This window comes from Nocardioides pini (assembly GCF_026712185.1).
Taxonomy (GTDB): Bacteria; Actinomycetota; Actinomycetes; order Propionibacteriales; family Nocardioidaceae; genus Nocardioides; species Nocardioides pini.
The window spans coordinates 195155-210681 of sequence record NZ_JAPPUX010000005.1; the positions used below are offsets into that span (position 1 = coordinate 195155).

The window sequence follows — 15527 nt, forward strand, 5'->3', positions numbered from 1 at the left end:
TACCTGACCGAGAAGCAGGAGACACACGTGAGTGAGCAGTTGACCGACGGCGAGGCCGCCGCCGAGACGACCGAGGTGGACGAGCCGACCAGCGAGTCCACCGGCACCAGCCGTCCCTCCAAGGTGCAGCGCCTCGAGCACGAGGGCGACATCGCCGCCGACTACCTCGAGGAGCTCCTCGACATCGCGGACCTCGACGGCGACCTGGACATGGACGTCGAGGGTGACCGGGCCAGCGTGCAGATCGGCGGGGCAGACCTCAGCCAGCTCGTGGGGCGCAACGGTGAGGTGCTGGAGGCGCTCCAGGAGCTCACCCGCCTGGCGGTCTACCGCGAGACCGGTGAGCGGTCGCGGCTGATGCTCGACATCGACGGACACCGCGCGCAGCAGCGTGAGCGTCTGGTCGCCCTCGCCGAGACCTCGATCGCCGAGGTGAAGGAGTCCGGCGAGCCCGTGTCCCTGGAGCCCATGAGCGCGTTCGAGCGCAAGGTCGTCCACGACGCCGTGGCGGCCGCTGGCCTGACGTCGGAGTCCGAGGGCGCCGAGCCCAAGCGTCACGTGGTGATCCTCCCCGCGTGAGCGACGACGTTTCACGTGAAACACCCTCCGTGCCCTCGGCGGCGCGGAGGGTGTTCGCGTCCGAGCGGCTGCCGCTGGTGGTGCGCTACACCGAGCTGCTCGCCACCGAGGGAGTCGTGCGCGGCCTGATCGGTCCACGCGAGGCGCCGCGACTGTGGGAGCGCCATGTCCTGAACTCCGCGGTGCTGGGCGAGGCCGTGCCCGACTCGGTGTCGGTGTGCGACATCGGCACGGGCGCCGGGCTCCCCGGACTGGTGCTGGCCATCGCGCGCCCAGACCTGGCGGTGACGCTCGTCGAGCCGCTGCTGCGGCGTACGACGTTCCTCGACGAGGTCGTCGCCGAGCTCGGGCTGGGCAACGTGACCGTGGTCCGGGGTCGTGCCGAGGACCTGCACGGCGCGGCCACCTTCGACGTCGTGACGGCTCGCGCCGTCGCACCGCTGGAGCGGTTGCTCGGCTGGTCGATGCCGCTCGTCGCGCCGTCCGGTGCCACCGTGGCGATGAAGGGCCGGTCGATCCACGACGAGATCGAGGAGTCGCGGTCCTTCCTGGCCAGGTGGCGCTGCGGTGAGCCCGAGGTGTTCGAGGTGGGCGCCGGTCTGGTGGATCCCCCCACCACCGTGGTGCGGGTCCCCTGGGCGGACCCCGCCCGGATAGGTTGGCCCCTTGCCCGTGACCCCAAGCGACGCCCCGGGCGTCGGCGTACGGCCAAGCGAGAGGTGAGCTGAGTTGAGCCAGGGCCCCAGCGACGACATGGGTTGGCGCGGCGCGGGTGACGATCCGTACCCGTTTTCCACTGCTCCAGACCGGTCCCCTGAGCGGGACCATCCACAGGAATCGACTGTTTCTCCACAGGTCGGGGACAACGGCGGTGTTTCACGTGAAACGACCGTCGCCGAGGTTTCACGTGAAACACGACCCGCGTGGCAGGTCCGGACCGCGGGCGAGCTCGCCGGCCACGACAACGACTTCGCCGACCCGGGAACGCCGCTGGCGCAGGCTGCCCAGCACTCGGTGCTGGCGCGCACCGGAGGCCTGCGGCGCCAGGGCGTGCCGCGTCCGGACGCCACCCGCGTCCTCGTGGTCGCGAACCAGAAGGGCGGCGTCGGCAAGACCACGTCGACGGTCAACGTGGCGGCCGGGCTGGCCCAGCTGGGTCAGAAGGTGCTCGTCATCGACCTCGACCCGCAGGGCAACGCCTCGACGGCCCTCGGGATCGAGCACCACCGCGGCGTGCCGTCGACGTACGACATGCTCGTCGAGGGCGCACCCCTCGCGGACGTGATGACCGAGTGCACCGACCTCCCGGGACTGTGGGTCGTGCCGGCGACGATCGACCTTGCCGGCGCCGAGATCGAGCTCGTCAGCGTGGTGGCCCGCGAGCAGCGCCTCGACCGTGCGATCACCGGCCATCCCCTGGTCGGCAGCGCGACCGACGTGGGCGACGACCGCTTCGACTACGTCCTGGTCGACTGCCCGCCGTCGCTGGGGCTCCTCACCCTCAACGCGCTCGTCGCTGGTCGCGAGATGTTCATCCCCATCCAGGCCGAGTACTACGCGCTGGAAGGGCTCGGCATGCTGCTCGAGACGGTCGAGATGGTCCGCCAGCACCTCAACCCGCGGCTGACGATCTCCACCATCCTGCTCACGATGTACGACGCGCGCACCCGCCTCGCCGCAGGCGTGGCCGACGAGGTGCGTGGGCACTTCGGCGACCAGGTGCTCAAGACCGCGGTGCCGCGGTCGGTCCGCGTCTCGGAGGCGCCGTCCTACGGACAGACCGTGATGACCTACGATCCGGCGTCGGCGGGAGCGCTCTCCTACCTGGAGGCCGCCCGCGAGATCGCCAGCAAGGGAGCACCGGCATGAACGAGGTCAGCGCATGAGCAGCAACGCACCCCGCCGCGGACTGGGGCGAGGCCTCGGATCCCTCATCCCGACCACTCCCAGTCAGCCTCCCGCCCCGCCCGTCACCGCTCACCCGGCCCGGGCTCCCGGGCCCAACGGCCAGGGTCCGCAGAGCGGCGGCACGGCCGAGCCCGAGCCCGCGGTGGAGTCGCCCGTCCCGGGTGGCACCGTGGCGGGCGCCTACTTCGCGGAGCTGCCCATCGCGCAGGTCCGCCCCAACGCCCGGCAGCCGCGCCAGGTCTTCGAGGAGGAGGCGCTCGCCGAGCTCGTGCACTCCATCCAGGAGGTCGGCCTCCTGCAGCCCGTCGTCGTACGTCGCACGGGTGCGGACTCCTACGAGCTCATCATGGGCGAGCGCCGCTGGCGCGCCTCCCAGCAGGCCGGCCGGGACACGATCCCGGCGATCGTGCGCGAGACCGACGACGACGACATGCTCCGCGACGCGCTCCTGGAGAACCTCCACCGCTCGCAGCTCAACCCGCTCGAGGAGGCGGCGGCCTACGGTCAGCTGCTCGAGGACTTCGGCTGTACGCACGAGGAGCTCGCCCAGCGCATCGGCCGCTCGCGCCCACAGATCTCCAACACGCTGCGGCTGCTCAAGCTGTCCCCCGCGGTCCAGCGTCGTGTCGCCGCCGGCGTGCTGTCGGCCGGCCACGCCCGGGCCCTGCTCTCCGTCGAGGACGCCGGGCTGCAGGACAAGCTTGCCGCCAGGGTGACCGCCGAGGGCATCTCCGTGCGCGGACTCGAGGAGATCGTCTCCGTGGGTGCCGAGGAGGAGTCCGCCCCGCGCGTCCAGCGCCGCAAGCCGGTCGCGCCCGGGCTCACCGAGTTGGCCGATCGTCTCTCCGACCGGCTCGAGACCCGCGTCAAGGTCGACCTCGGCAAGGCCAAGGGCAAGATCACCGTGGAGTTCGCCAGCCTCGACGACCTGCGCCGGATCGTCGACATCATGGACCCCCGCAACCGCGACGACCGACCCATCTGACGTCCCGGGGCTACGTCATACGGATCGGCACCTATGGGTGCGGTTTCGTATGACGCAGCGTGAAGGTGGCGGTGTGCGTCATACGGATCGGCACCTATGGGTGCGGGTTCGGATGACGCAGCGTGAAGGTGGCGGTGTGCGTCATACGGATCGGCACTTATAGGCGCGGGTTCGTATGACGCAGCGTCGAGAGGATGAATGTCGACAAAGCAACAGATCGACCTGTCGACGAGTCCATCTGTCGATCTAGCGTTTTGTCTTCCGCGCCCGCTTCTCGGCGCGCTTGCGCGCCCGCTCGCGCTTCTCCTCGGCGTCGAGGCGGGCCGCCTCCTCGAGCGTGGGGGCGGTGCCGCCCATCGAGGCCGGCACCCACCACGCCCCCGGCGGCTGCTCGTCCGCGGGGTAGGAGGCGACGGTGTCGCGGAGCATCTGCGACATCTGGGCGTGCAGGCGGGCGGTGTCGCCGACCGGGTCGTCACCGGTCGGGTGCATCGGCTCGCCGACGGTGATGGCGATGGTCTTCCCGCGCGAGAAGTCGCGCGGGTGGTCCTTGGTCATCATCCGCTGCGTGCCCCACAGGATCACGGGCACGAGGGGTACGCCGGCCTCCGCCGCGAGGCGTACGGCACCGGTCTTGAACTCCTTGAGCTCCATGGCGCGCGAGATCGTCGCCTCGGGGAAGATGCCCACCGCCTCGCCCTGGCGCAGGAAGTCGACGGCCGTGTGGAAGCTCGCGATGCCCTCGCCCCGGTCCACCTCGATGTGGTGCAGCGAGCGCATCAGCGGACCGACCCACCGGTGGTCGAACAGCTCACGCTTCGCCATGAAGCGCACGAGCCGGCCCGAGGGGTTCGCCGCCAGGCCGCCGTAGATGAAGTCGACGTAGCCGATGTGGTTGTAGGCCAGGAGCACGCCGCCCTCCCGCGGGACGTGCTCGGTGCCGGTCATCCGGAAGCGCTGCCCGAGGACCCTGAAGGCCGCCTTGGCGGTGACGATGATCGGTGGGTAGGTCACATCGCGCATGGCGAGGAGCCTAGGGTCACCGGACTGGTGGCCGCGACCCTTCGTGATCAGCGTCGCGTGGCGAGGAAGTCGGCGATGCGCCCGATGGCCTCCTCGAGGACCGATGCCTCGGGCAGCGTGACGAGCCGGAAGTGGTCGGTGTGGGGCCAGTTGAAGCCGGTGCCGTGCGTGACCAGGATCTTCTTGGCCCGCAGGAGGTCGAGGACGAGCTCCTGGTCGTCGTCAACGGGGTAGACCGCGGGATCGAGCCGCGGGAAGCAGTAGAGGGCGCCGCGCGGCTTGACGTTGCTGACGCCGGGGATCTCGTTCAGGAGGCGGTGGGCGAGCATCGACTGCTCGTAGAAGCGACCACCGGGGCCGATGAGCTCCTCGATGGACTGGTAGCCGCCCAGGGCGGTCTGGATGGCGTGCTGCGCCGGCACGTTGGCGCACATCCGCATGTTGGCGATCAGCGTCAGGCCCTCGAGGAAGTCGGTCGCGATCTCCTTGGGGCCGGAGATCATCACCCAGCCGGCGCGGTAGCCGCACACGCGGTAGGCCTTCGACAACCCGGAGAAGGTCAGGCACAGCACGTCGTTGCCGGCGTACGTCGCCGCGTGGTGGTGCTGGGCGTCCTCGAACAGGATCTTCTCGTAGATCTCGTCCGCCATGACGACGAGGTGGTGGCGCCGGGCGATGTCGACCAGCGCCTTCACGGTCTCCTTGCTGTAGACGGCACCCGTGGGGTTGTTGGGGTTGATGATGACGATGGCGTGCGTGTTCTCGGTGATCTTCGACTCGATGTCGGCGAGGTCGGGGTTCCAGTCCGACTCCTCGTCGCACCGGTAGTGCACCGGGATCCCGCCCGCGAGCGTCACCGCACCCGTCCAGAGCGGGTAGTCGGGCGCGGGGACCAGGATCTCGTTGCCGTCGTCGACGAAGGCCTGCAGCACCATGGAGATCAGCTCGGAGACGCCGTTGCCGATGAAGACGTCCTCGACGCCGACGTCGCGCAGGCCCCGCGACTGGTAGTAGTGCATGACCGCGGTGCGCGCGGACCAGATGCCCTGGCTGTCGGCGTACCCCTGCGACTGCGGCAGGTGGTGGATCATGTCGGCGAGGATCTGCTCGGGGGCCTCGAACCCGAACGGCGCGGTGTTGCCGATGTTGAGCTTGAGGATCCGGTGGCCCTCGGCCTCGAGCCGCTGCGCCTCGACCAGGATCGGTCCGCGGACGTCGTAGCGGACACCTTGCAGCTTCTTGCTCTGTCGGATCTGGCGCACGCTCCATCCTCTCAGGAGCCGTCCGGCGCTAGCATCGGGAGCGTGTCCCGCAAGACCGCGCGCCTGACGGTCGACCACCTCGCGGAGCTGGCCGACCCGGTGCGATCGTGCCTGTTCTGGGAGCTCTCGCCCGTCGACCGGGCCCGGCTCGACCACGACGAGCGGATCGCGGAGAAGGAGCGCTGGCTCTCGACGGTCCTGCGCGACTGGGGCTCGTGCGGCCGGGTCGTGCGCCTCGACGGCCGCACCGTCGGCCACATCGTCTACGCCCCGGCGGCGCGGCTGCCGGGTGCGGCGACCCTGCCGACGGCACCGGGCTCGCCCGACGCGATCATCGCCGCGACCGCGTGGGTCGAGCCCGGCCTGCGCCGAGGTGGCCTCGGCCGGCTGCTGGTGCAGGCGATGGCCGCGGACCTGGTCGAGCGCGGGCACACCGCGATCGAGGCGTACGGCGACACGCGCGGCACGACGGTCGGGTGCGTGCTGCCGGCGGAGTTCCTCGGCAGCGTGGGCTTCAAGACCCAGCGGGCGCACCCCACGACCCCGCGCATGCGGATGGAGCTGCGCACCGCGCTGAGCTGGAAGGACGAGGTCGAGCTCGCCCTGGAGAAGGTGTGGGGAGCCGTGCGCCCCACGAAGAAGGCGACCCGCCCGATCGGATCGGTGCGGGTCGCCTCGCGCGACTAGCTGGTCACGTCAGATGATGCCGTCGAGCTCCTTGAGGAGCGCGGCCTTCGGCTTGGCCCCGACGATGGACTTCACGACCTCGCCACCCTGGTAGACGTTGATCGTCGGGATGCCGGTGACGCGGTAGGACGAGGGGGTCACGGGGTTCTCGTCGACGTTCATCTTGAGGAACGTGAGCTTGTCGCCGTGCTCGGCGTTGAGCTCGTCGAGGATCGGGGCGACCTGGCGGCACGGACCGCACCACTCCGCCCAGAAGTCCACCAGGACGGGCTTGTCGGACTTGAGGACCTGCGCCTCGAACTCGGCGTCGGTCACGGCGGCGATGTTGGCCACGGAAGTGCCCCTTTCAGGAGGTCTGTGTTGTCGTGCGGCGATGTCTACTGAACACCACGCCACCGACAGATGTTCCCGGCGGCGCGGCGGGTGGCGGGGGTCAGGCGCCCGCGGTCTGGACCTGCTCCTCGATGGCCTCGACGGTCGCCGCGGCGTCCCCGGCGGTGGAGGCCTCGTGGTCGAGGGCGGCGATGAAGCGCTCCGCGTCGAGCGCGGCGGCGCAGCCGGTGCCGGCGGCCGTGATGGCCTGGCGGTAGTGGTGGTCGACGAGGTCGCCCGCCGCGAAGACGCCGGGCAGGTTGGTCTTCGTCGAGGGGTGGTCGACGAGCACGTAGCCGTCGTCGTCGAGGTCGACCTGACCGGTCAGCAGCTCGGAGCGGGGGTCGTGCCCGATGGCGATGAAGAGGCCGGTGACGGGGAGGTCGCGCTGCTCGCCGGTCCGGGTGTCGCGCAGCGTGATCGACTCGAGCTTGTCGGCGCCGTTGATCTCGGCGACCTCGGAGTTCCACACCATCTCGAGCTTCGGGTCGGCGAAGGCACGCTCCTGCATGATCTTGGAGGCGCGCAGCTCGTCGCGGCGGTGGATCAGGTAGACCTTGGAGGCGAAGCGGGTGAGGAAGGTGGCCTCCTCGACGGCGGAGTCCCCGCCACCGACGACCGCGATGGCCTGCTCGCGGAAGAAGAAGCCGTCACACGTGGCACACCAGGAGACGCCGCGGCCGGAGAGCTCGTCCTCGCGCGGGAGGCCGAGCTTGCGGTAGCCCGAGCCGGTGGCGAGGATCACCGAGCGCGCGGTGTAGGTGTCGGTGGCGGTCTTGACGACCTTCACGTCACCGGTGAGGTCCACCTCGACGACGTCGTCGGCGACCAGCTCGGCGCCGAAGCGCTCGGCCTGGGCGCGCATCTCGTCCATCAGGGCGGGGCCCATGATGCCGTCGCGGAAGCCGGGGAAGTTCTCCACCTCGGTGGTGTTCATCAGCGCACCGCCGGCGGTGACCGAGCCCTCGAAGACGAGCGGGTTGAGCGAGGCACGAGCCGCGTAGACGGCGGCCGTGTAGCCCGTGGGCCCCGAGCCGATGATGATGACGTTGCGGGTCTCGGTGCTGGTGCTCATGTGTGGTCAGTGACTCCTGCTGGCTCAGAAACGGGCTGGTGCGGTACGTCGTCCTCAACCGATCGTAGGCGACCGTTGTTCCGCACCGTTCCCGCGCGGTCAGGGCGCGGGCAGCGTGATCGTACGCACAGGGTCGGCCTGGCCGCAGACGTAGAGCTCGACGCGCTGGAGCTCCCCGACCGGTCGCCGGAACACCACCAGGCCAGGCTGGCCGTCCAGCTCCGCGGCCACCAGCTCGGCGGTCCGGGCCGCGCGAGGGAGGTCGCAGCGACCGAGCGCGTCGAGCGAGGCGAGCTGCTCGCGCCGGCTGGAGCCGTCCGCGCGCAGGGCGAGGACCTGGTCGTCGAGGTCGGCGTCCACGGTGGACAGGGCCGGAACGCCCGCGAACGGGGTGCTGGGAGAGCTCTTCAGCGACTCCGGCGCCGGCTCGGACGCAGTACCGGAGTCACCTCCCTCCTCCGTGCTCGAGTCGGCGCCGGCGCCGCCCGCCTCGGGTGGCTCGGCGAGGGAGGAGTCGGACGCGGACCCGGCGCTCGAGCTGCTGGAGTCGTCGCCGCCGTCGCGGGGGAGGACCTGGCCGATCGCGACCCCGGCGACCACGACGGAGGCGGCGGCCAGCAGGCCCATGCTCGCGATGCGGCGACGTCGGGAGCCGAGGTCGACGACGCGTCCCGGCGAGCGGTCGTCGTGCGCGGCCGCGGGCTCGCCGACGCCGGCGGACGCTCGCTCGGCCACGAGGGAGGCGAGGGTGTCGTCGAGGCGGGCGACGACCTCGGGGGGCGGCGGCCCGTCGTGGCGGGCGTCCGCGAGCAGGCGGCGTACGGCCTCCTGCTCGGGCGGCATCCCGGAGGACTCGGTCATCGGTGGTCACCTCCTCGGTGGCGGGCGGGGGACGGGGTGGCGGGTCGCTCAGGGCGCGGGCGGACCCCGCGGACGTCCGGTGGGTTGGACGGGGCCCTCGGGGGGCGGGTTCCCGTGAGGCGGGTCACCGGCGGGGTGGTGGAGGTCGGCGAGCAGCGCGGCGAGCCTGGTGCGACCGCGCGAGCAGCGCGACTTCACGGTGCCCTCGGCGCAGCCCAGCATCTCGGCCACCTCGGCGACGGGGTAGCCCTCCATGTCGACGAGCACGAGCGCCGCCCGCTGCTCGGCGGGCAGCGTGGCGAGGGCGTCGAGCACCCGTCGGCGTCGCTCGGCATCCTCCGCGACCGCCTCCGGCTGGTCGTCGTGCACGGCGGTCGCGACCACGGTGCCGCGGTCCTCGACGTCGTCGGGCATGGGCTCGAGGCGGCGGATCTTCGCCGCCCGGAGCCGGTCGAGGCAGGCGTTCACCACGACCCGGTGCAGCCAGGTCGTGACGGCGGCGTCACCGCGGAAGGATCCCGCCCGTCGGAAGGCGGCGATCATGCCGTCCTGGAGGCCGTCGGCGGCGTCCTCGGGGTTGCCCATCGTGCGGAGCGCGACCGCCCACAGCCGGTCGCGGTGCCGGGCGAAGAGCACACCGAAGGCGTCGGTGTCGCCGTCGACGTGGGCCTGGAGGAGGACCTTGTCAGACCGTTCGTCGCCTGTCGGGCCGGAGCTCACCCGGGGTCCCCGAGGCGTTGTCCGACGCAGGAGCGCAGCGGAGGAGACGAAGAACGTCGTGGGGTGGTCATCCCAGCACCTGCACGTCGGTGATCGTGCCGCGGTAGCCGTCGCTCACCTGCGGCAGCAGGGTCAGCCAGACGGTGACGTACTGCCCCGACACCGGCTCGGTGAGGTCGATCGTCAGCTCACCGTCGCCCGACGCGGTCCCGACGGGGGTCAGCCCGGCCACGCCCGTCGGGCGCTCGGAGGTGACGTACGCCGCCAGGGAGGTCTGTCCACCCGAGGTGGTGACGCGCACCTGCCGCACGGCCCTGGTCGAGCCGAGGTCGATGACGAGACCGACGCCGGTCTTGAGCCCGGCGGGCCCGAAGTTCTGCTGGTAGGTCGAGGTGGACCACGAGGTCGCGGGGTCGCCGTCGAGGACGTTGGGCACCGAGTCCGGGTTCTCCTCCTGCGGAGGCGCTCCCTGGGGGTCGAAGTCGTCGGCGGCCAGGTCGGTGAACGGGGTGGGTGCGGCGACGCTCGGCGTGGTCGTGGTGGTGGGCTCGTCGCTGGAGCCGGGCGTCGGCGGCTTCAGGCCGAGCTGGTAGGCCGCGACCGCCGCCACGCCGACGAGCAGGCAGATCCCCACGATCATCGCCAGCCGGATCCAGCTGCGTCCGGGCACCTGGTCGCCGGTGTCGTCGAACCCGTCGCCGGTGTCCCACCGGTCCGCGGACCAGGAGCCGGAGGACCACGACCCGGTGTCGCGACCCCCGGGGCGCACGCCCGAGTCGCGGTGGGGGTCGACCCCGGAGTCCTGGCTGGAGTCCCAGGGCCAGTACGCCGGGTTGGTGGCGCGGCTGCCCGGGCGGGGACGGCGTACGGGCTCGCCCTCCGGCGGGTCGGGCGCGAACAGCGGCTTGGGCGCGGGGGCGGCGAGCGGCGGCGGCGGTGCGGGCTTGTCGGCGCGCTTGCGGAGCCAGTCGACCTCGTCGTCGTCGTGGAAGACCGGCATCCCGGCCTGCGTGGGCAGGTCGGTGCTCGACGGGGGCGGGTCGGCAGCGGGCGGGGGCTCCTCGGCGGCGACCTGGGTCGTGACATCCGGCTGCAGAGCGGGGTCCGGCTCAGGCTCCCCGGCCGGCTCGGGCACGGGCTCGGCGTGGGGTGCGAGGTCTGCGGCCGGCGCGACCGGCACGACCGTGGTCGGGGCGGCGGCCGACGTCGGCGGCGGGGTGGAGAGCGACGAGGGGGGCGGTGGGGTGGACCGCCCGCCGGGCACCGCCACGTGGGTGCCGGTCATCTCGCCGACGTGCTCGAGGAGGAGGTCGCGGATGCTGCGCGCGGTCGGGTGCGGCCGGTCGGACTCCCGCTGCGGGTTGAGCACCTGGTCGCACAGCGCGTCGAGCACGCGCGGGATGCCGGCCCGCACGCGGCGCGGGCGCAGCACCTCGCCGTGCACCTCGGGCGCGGGCGGGAGCGACGACGGCGAGACCCCGGCCCACTTGCCGGTGAGCGCGCAGTAGAGGAGGCCGGCCAGGTCGATCTCGTCGACGTTGACCCGCCCGGCGGGCAGGCCGCGGAGGGCCGCCTCGACCCCGAAGCCGATGATCCGCACCTGGCCGTGCTGGTCGATGAGCACGTGCTCGGGCGTCAGGCAGCCGTGGGCGAGGCCGGCGTCGTGGGCGCCGACGAGGCTGTCGGCGACCTCCGCCACGAGCCAGGCCGCGCGGCGGGGAGCGATCGGCCCCTCGCGGGTGAGCAGGATGTCGAGGGAGTCGCCCTGGCCCCACTCGTTGACCACGAAGCAGCGGCCGTCTGAGGCCTCGGCGTCGAGCACGCGCAGCAGCCGGCGGTCGATGACCGGACCCGTGCGGCGCGCCGCCTCGAGGAGCGGCTGGGCGCGCGCGTCGTCCTCGGCGAGGACGTGCACGGCCACGGGCCGGTGGAGGACGAGGTCGTGCGCGCGCCAGAACCGGCCGGCCCCGGACTCGGCGAGCAGGTCGTCGAGGCGGTAGCGCCCGGCGAGCACGTCACCGGCCTGCATCGACATCGGCACCACTCACCCCACCTCCCTCTCGCGTCCCGCTGCTGGGCCCACTCTAAGGAGTCTCACCCGCGCCGCAGCCGCGCCGCGACGGTGTCGACCAGGCTCGTGACCTCCCGCACCCGCAGGAGGCGGGCGCCGGCGACGACGACGAGCATGCCGGCCGCCGCGCTCAGGCCGCCGCGCAGCAGCGACGGGAACGGGCCGGGGTACTCGCCCAGGCCGGCGAGCGCGCGCTCTACCCCCCAGGCGACGGCGGCGGTCATGGCGAGCACGATCGCCATCCGGACGAGGAACCGGACCAGCTGCCGGGTCTCGAGCCCGCCGACCGTGCGCCGCAGGAGGACGTAGCTCACCACCGCGCCCACGGCGTACGACGCCAAGTAGGCCACGACGAGCATCGGGGCCGTGTCCTGCGGAGGCCGGGACGGGACCAGCAGGGTCGCGACGACGACGTTGGTGGCCGACACCACGACCTGGATGAAGAAGACGAGACGCGTCATCTCCATGGCGTAGAAGCCGCGGAGCATGAAGTAGTGGACGGTGAAGAACACCAGCGCGGGTCCGAAGACCGCCAGCGTCGGGGCGAAGGCGGCCGCCTCCTCCGGGTTGTCCCAGCCGAAGGCGAAGCCGGCCACGTCTCCCGCCGTGATCGGCAGCAGCACCGCGAACGGCAGCACCAGGGCGAGCGCCGTGCGGAGCGTGGAGGCGACGGTGCGGCCCAGCTCGGGCAGGCGGTCCTCGTGGGCGTACAGCGAGAGCTGCGGCAGGATCGCGGTCGCCAGGGAGACGGTGACGATGGCGTGCGGCACCATCATGATCAGCAGGCTGTTGGCGTAGACGAGGTAGCCGGTGCCGTCGCCGCCGTCGACCGTGCCGCCCGAGGCGAGCTTGACCACGACGAGGTACGCCGCCTGCGTGACGACGACGAAGAGCACGGTCCAGATCCCCAGCGACAGCGTCTTGCGCAGCTCGGGGTCGCGGAAGTCGAAACGGGGCCGGTAGACGAAGCCCGAGGCGCGCAGGTAGGGCAGCAGCACCACGAACTGCGCCACGATCCCCAGCGTCGAGCCGAGGCCGAGGAGCGCCTCCTGGCCGGTGCTCAGCGCCTCCGACCGGGCCGCGCCGTCACCGGTCGGGCCGAAGAGGACGAGGTAGGTGCCCAGCATCAGGATCGACAGCAGGTTGTTGGCGATCGGCGCCCACATCATCGGGCCGAAGCGGCCGCGGGCGTTGAGCACCTGCCCGACCAGGACGTACATGCCGTAGAAGAAGACCTGCGGCAAGCACCAGCGGGTCAGGGTGACGATCGACTCGAGCTGGGTGACCCGGTCGGGGTCGAGGTAGCGCTGGTCGAGGTAGAGGCGCAGCAGCAGCGGTGCGGCGACGACGAGCAGGATCGTCACCGCGCCCAGGAAGAGCGCCGACAGGGTGATCACCCGGCTGGCGTAGGCGTCGCCGCCGTCGGGGTCCTCCTTGATCCGCCGCACCAGCTGCGGCACCAGCACCGCGTTGAAGATGCCGCCGGCCAGCAGGATGTAGACCATGTTGGGCAGCGTGTTCGCGATCGCGAAGAGGTCGCCGCGCAGGCCGGAGCCGAGCGCGACCACCAGCAGCGCGGCGCGCACGTAGCCCGACGCCCGCGACAGGACGGTGCCCGCCGCCATCACCGCCGACGAGGCCAGGACCTTCTGGTCGGTCACGATCGGTCCACCACCGGGGTGCCGGGAGCGGGCTCGGGGACGGCTGGCGTGGCGCCGTCCTGCTCGGGCGAGGGTTCGGGCTCGGGTTCGGGCTCGCGGTCGGCGGCGGCGAGCTCGGCGCGCCGCGCCCTGATCTGGCCCGGCAAGCGGTAGCCGATCATCCCGAACAGCACGAGCGCACCCAGCACCATGACGATCCAGATGAGCGCACTCACCCGGGCGGCGCGGATCGGCAGCGAGTCCGCGGAGCCGAGCGGCACGCCGTCGAGGCTGGTCACCGCGAGGCGGACGTTGTGCACGCCCGCCCGGCTGGTGGTGGCCTCGAAGCGCACGACGCTGCGCGCGCCGGGACCGAGACGGCGTACGCCGCCGCCGCTGAGCGTCAGCTCGCCGTCGGTGCGCACCTGCACCCGCACCTCCACCGGCTGGTCGAGGCCGTTGACGAGGGTCACGCCGAGCGGGCCGGAGTCACTGGACAGGGTGACCGCGGGCGGCGCCTCGATCTCGATCCTGCCGAGGTCGGCGCGCAGGGCCGTCTCGACCCGTTCGGCCGCGGCGACGCCCAGCCGGGGTCGCTCGCGGTGCTGCTCCGAGAGGGTGACCAGCAGCTCGTCGCGCGTCTGCGCCTCGATGGTCGTCACCGGGATGAGCACCTGCTCCAGCAGCGTGGCGGCCTCGGCGGCCCGGTTGACGGCCGAGAAGGCCTCGGGACCGAGCTCCTCAGCGATGTCGTCCTCGGTGTAGGTCAGGTTCGCGGCCGGGACGCCCTTGGGGGTGCGGGACGCGACCTCGCCGAAGGGGACCAGGTCGAGCCAGGACTGCTCGAGGTCGGTGAAGAACGACGCCGCGTCCTCGCCGCGCCAGACCGTGGGGAGCGTGACGACCAGCGGCGCGGTGTCGTCCGCCTCGAGGCGCAGGGCCGCCTCGCTGAGCAACCGCTGCCGCAGGGCGAGCGGGTCGTTCGAGGCGGTGGGGCCGGGCCCGCCCGACTCCGCGCCGGTGCTCGTGACGACGATCTCGTGCCCCAGCAGCTTGACGACCGACGTCGGGCTGGTCGGCGGGATGGCGAAGGCGGCGGTGTCCCCCAGCAGGATCGTCGTGCCCTGCGGCACCGCGGTGATGGCCTCGGGGCTGAGCACGTCGTTCTCGGGCGCGACGGTGGGCTGGGAGGGCAGCGTCAGGGCGGCCATCACCTCGGCGCCGCGCGCGACCGCCTGGTCGAAGCGGGGGCGGTCGTTGCGGATCGCCGCGGAGACGTCGATGTCGCCGTAGGGCAGCGTCAGGACCGGGGTCGCGCCCACGAGGAGCTTGAAGCGCTCCAGCCACGCGGACGCGGCGGCGGCCAGCTGGGCCTCCTCCTCCGTCGGCGCGTCCGTGGCAGCCGGCTGCGTCGGGGTCAGCGTCTCGGCCGGCGTGGGCGTCTCCTCCGCGTCCTCGCCGCCCTCGGGTGGCTCGACCGGCGCGGGCTCCTGGCCGGGGACGTTGGGGTCGGGGCTGAGGTTGCGCGGGGGGTTGCCCTGCGAGAGGCGGATCAACGCGTGGAGCACGGCAGGGTCGACCAGCCAGCTGTACGGCGCCGAGCCGGCCGAGTCGGCCATGTCGAGCACGCCGTCGAGGCTGCCCCCCTCGGCGAGCCGGCGCGCCCAGCGCTCGGTCCCGGCCACGGAGCCGTCGTCGGCGAACCACACGCGGCTGCGGATGGGGAGGATGACCGACGCCTCCCGTGGCTGCGCGCCCCCGGACGCCACCCGCGGGATGAAGGTGCGCGCGCGGCCGTCGGCGACCAGGTCGCGCGGCACCGAGCTGTCGCCGAGCGCGTGGATGCCGATCCAGTACACGCCCGGCTCCCCCGAGGTGGCCAGGAGCTCGACGGGCACGGAGTCGTCGAACGTGGCGGACGCACCCGGCGCCAGCTCGTCGATCGTGTCGAAGGTGCCCGGCACGGTCACCCGCTCGCCGACGAAGGTGGTGGGGTCGACCGTGGCGGCCTGCGAGAGCGTGAGCGGGTCGCGGATGGGTGTCTCGGAGGAGAAGGCGTGCAGGTTGACCCGCGTGAACGTCTCGTCGCTGACGTTGGTGACCGTGCCGCCGATCTCCACCTCACCGGTCTCCGGCAGGACGGGGCTGATCGTGTCGATGTGGACGAGGAGCGGGTCGTCCTCCTTGGCGGGGGCCGGCGTCGGGGCGGCCGCACCGGGCGCCGCGAGGCCCGCGCAGGCGACGCCAGCCGTCAGGAGCCCCGCCAGGGCAGCACGGAACGACGACGGGCGGGGCACGGACCGATGCTAGTTGTTCGGCGCCAACGGACCGGCACGTAGACTGG

The 15527-nt window shown here is 72.5% G+C and carries 14 protein-coding genes; 5 read left to right on the forward strand and 9 right to left on the reverse strand.

Going from position 1 to position 15527, the window contains the following annotated elements; genetic code table 11:
* Positions 1 to 75: 75 nt before the first annotated feature.
* The 4 genes from NYO98_RS17810 to NYO98_RS17825 all read left to right on the forward strand — a co-directional run bounded on the left by NYO98_RS17810 (position 76) and on the right by NYO98_RS17825 (position 3472).
* On the forward strand, positions 76 to 579 hold the full coding sequence (locus NYO98_RS17810; RefSeq protein WP_268113551.1) for a Jag family protein: 504 nt from the start codon (positions 76 to 78) through the stop codon (positions 577 to 579).
* A 50-nt stretch (positions 580 to 629) separates the two neighbouring features.
* On the forward strand, positions 630 to 1307 hold the full coding sequence (gene rsmG, locus NYO98_RS17815; protein ID WP_268113091.1) for a 16S rRNA (guanine(527)-N(7))-methyltransferase RsmG: 678 nt from the start codon (positions 630 to 632) through the stop codon (positions 1305 to 1307).
* Positions 1308 to 1593: 286 nt separating this feature from the next.
* The gene (locus NYO98_RS17820; protein ID WP_268113093.1) at positions 1594 to 2448 is read left to right on the forward strand and encodes a ParA family protein; all 855 of its coding nucleotides are present in this window, start codon (positions 1594 to 1596) and stop codon (positions 2446 to 2448) included.
* A 13-nt stretch (positions 2449 to 2461) separates the two neighbouring features.
* A complete protein-coding gene (locus tag NYO98_RS17825) occupies positions 2462 to 3472 on the forward strand; it encodes a ParB/RepB/Spo0J family partition protein (protein ID WP_268113094.1) in 1011 nt (336 codons plus the stop codon).
* Positions 3473 to 3718: 246 nt separating this feature from the next.
* On the opposite strand, the gene NYO98_RS17830 is transcribed toward NYO98_RS17825, so the two are convergent.
* Together NYO98_RS17830 and NYO98_RS17835 are read right to left on the reverse strand one after the other, a co-directional pair.
* A complete protein-coding gene (locus NYO98_RS17830) occupies positions 3719 to 4495 on the reverse strand; it encodes a lysophospholipid acyltransferase family protein (protein ID WP_268113096.1) in 777 nt (258 codons plus the stop codon).
* A 47-nt stretch (positions 4496 to 4542) separates the two neighbouring features.
* Entirely contained in the window at positions 4543 to 5757 is a 1215-nt protein-coding gene (locus tag NYO98_RS17835; RefSeq protein WP_268113097.1) for a pyridoxal phosphate-dependent aminotransferase, read from the reverse strand.
* 42 nt (positions 5758 to 5799) lie between these two features.
* Between NYO98_RS17835 and NYO98_RS17840 the strand changes: the two genes are divergently transcribed.
* Positions 5800 to 6444, forward strand: a complete 645-nt coding sequence (locus NYO98_RS17840) for a GNAT family N-acetyltransferase (RefSeq protein ID WP_268113098.1) — start codon at positions 5800 to 5802, stop codon at positions 6442 to 6444.
* Between the two features lie 9 nt (positions 6445 to 6453).
* Here the strand turns inward: NYO98_RS17840 and trxA are convergent, their stop codons facing one another.
* From trxA to NYO98_RS17875, 7 genes are all read right to left on the reverse strand, one after another.
* Positions 6454 to 6777: a thioredoxin gene (trxA, locus tag NYO98_RS17845; protein WP_308213175.1), complete on the reverse strand. Its 324-nt coding sequence runs from the start codon at positions 6775 to 6777 to the stop codon at positions 6454 to 6456.
* Between the two features lie 100 nt (positions 6778 to 6877).
* The gene (gene trxB / locus NYO98_RS17850) at positions 6878 to 7891 is read right to left on the reverse strand and encodes a thioredoxin-disulfide reductase (protein WP_268113099.1); all 1014 of its coding nucleotides are present in this window, start codon (positions 7889 to 7891) and stop codon (positions 6878 to 6880) included.
* Positions 7892 to 7990: 99 nt separating this feature from the next.
* Entirely contained in the window at positions 7991 to 8752 is a 762-nt protein-coding gene (locus NYO98_RS17855; RefSeq protein ID WP_268113100.1) for a hypothetical protein, read from the reverse strand.
* 48 nt (positions 8753 to 8800) lie between these two features.
* Positions 8801 to 9472 carry an RNA polymerase sigma factor SigM gene (gene sigM, locus NYO98_RS17860; protein ID WP_268113101.1) on the reverse strand — a complete coding sequence of 224 codons (672 nt, stop codon included), beginning with the start codon at positions 9470 to 9472 and terminating at the stop codon, positions 8801 to 8803.
* Between the two features lie 67 nt (positions 9473 to 9539).
* Complete coding sequence (locus NYO98_RS17865; RefSeq protein ID WP_268113102.1) at positions 9540 to 11516, reverse strand: protein kinase family protein; 1977 nt, start codon at positions 11514 to 11516, stop codon at positions 9540 to 9542.
* Between the two features lie 50 nt (positions 11517 to 11566).
* Positions 11567 to 13204 carry a murein biosynthesis integral membrane protein MurJ gene (gene murJ, locus NYO98_RS17870; protein WP_268113103.1) on the reverse strand — a complete coding sequence of 546 codons (1638 nt, stop codon included), beginning with the start codon at positions 13202 to 13204 and terminating at the stop codon, positions 11567 to 11569.
* Positions 13201 to 15480 (reverse strand): DUF6049 family protein, encoded by a 2280-nt coding sequence (locus NYO98_RS17875; protein WP_268113104.1) that lies wholly within the window; start codon positions 15478 to 15480, stop codon positions 13201 to 13203. Before NYO98_RS17875 ends, murJ begins: the two co-directional genes overlap by 4 nt.
* Between the last annotated feature and the right edge of the window lie 47 nt (positions 15481 to 15527).

Excerpts from the sequence above, each read along its gene's own strand:
- NYO98_RS17825 (WP_268113094.1), top strand. The coding sequence starts at position 2,462 with ATGAGCAGCAACGCACCCCGCCGCGGACTGGGGCGAGGCCTCGGATCC.
- NYO98_RS17830 (WP_268113096.1), bottom strand. The coding sequence starts at position 4,495 with ATGCGCGATGTGACCTACCCACCGATCATCGTCACCGCCAAGGCGGCC.
- trxB (WP_268113099.1), bottom strand. The coding sequence starts at position 7,891 with ATGAGCACCAGCACCGAGACCCGCAACGTCATCATCATCGGCTCGGGG.
- NYO98_RS17855 (WP_268113100.1), bottom strand. The coding sequence starts at position 8,752 with ATGACCGAGTCCTCCGGGATGCCGCCCGAGCAGGAGGCCGTACGCCGC.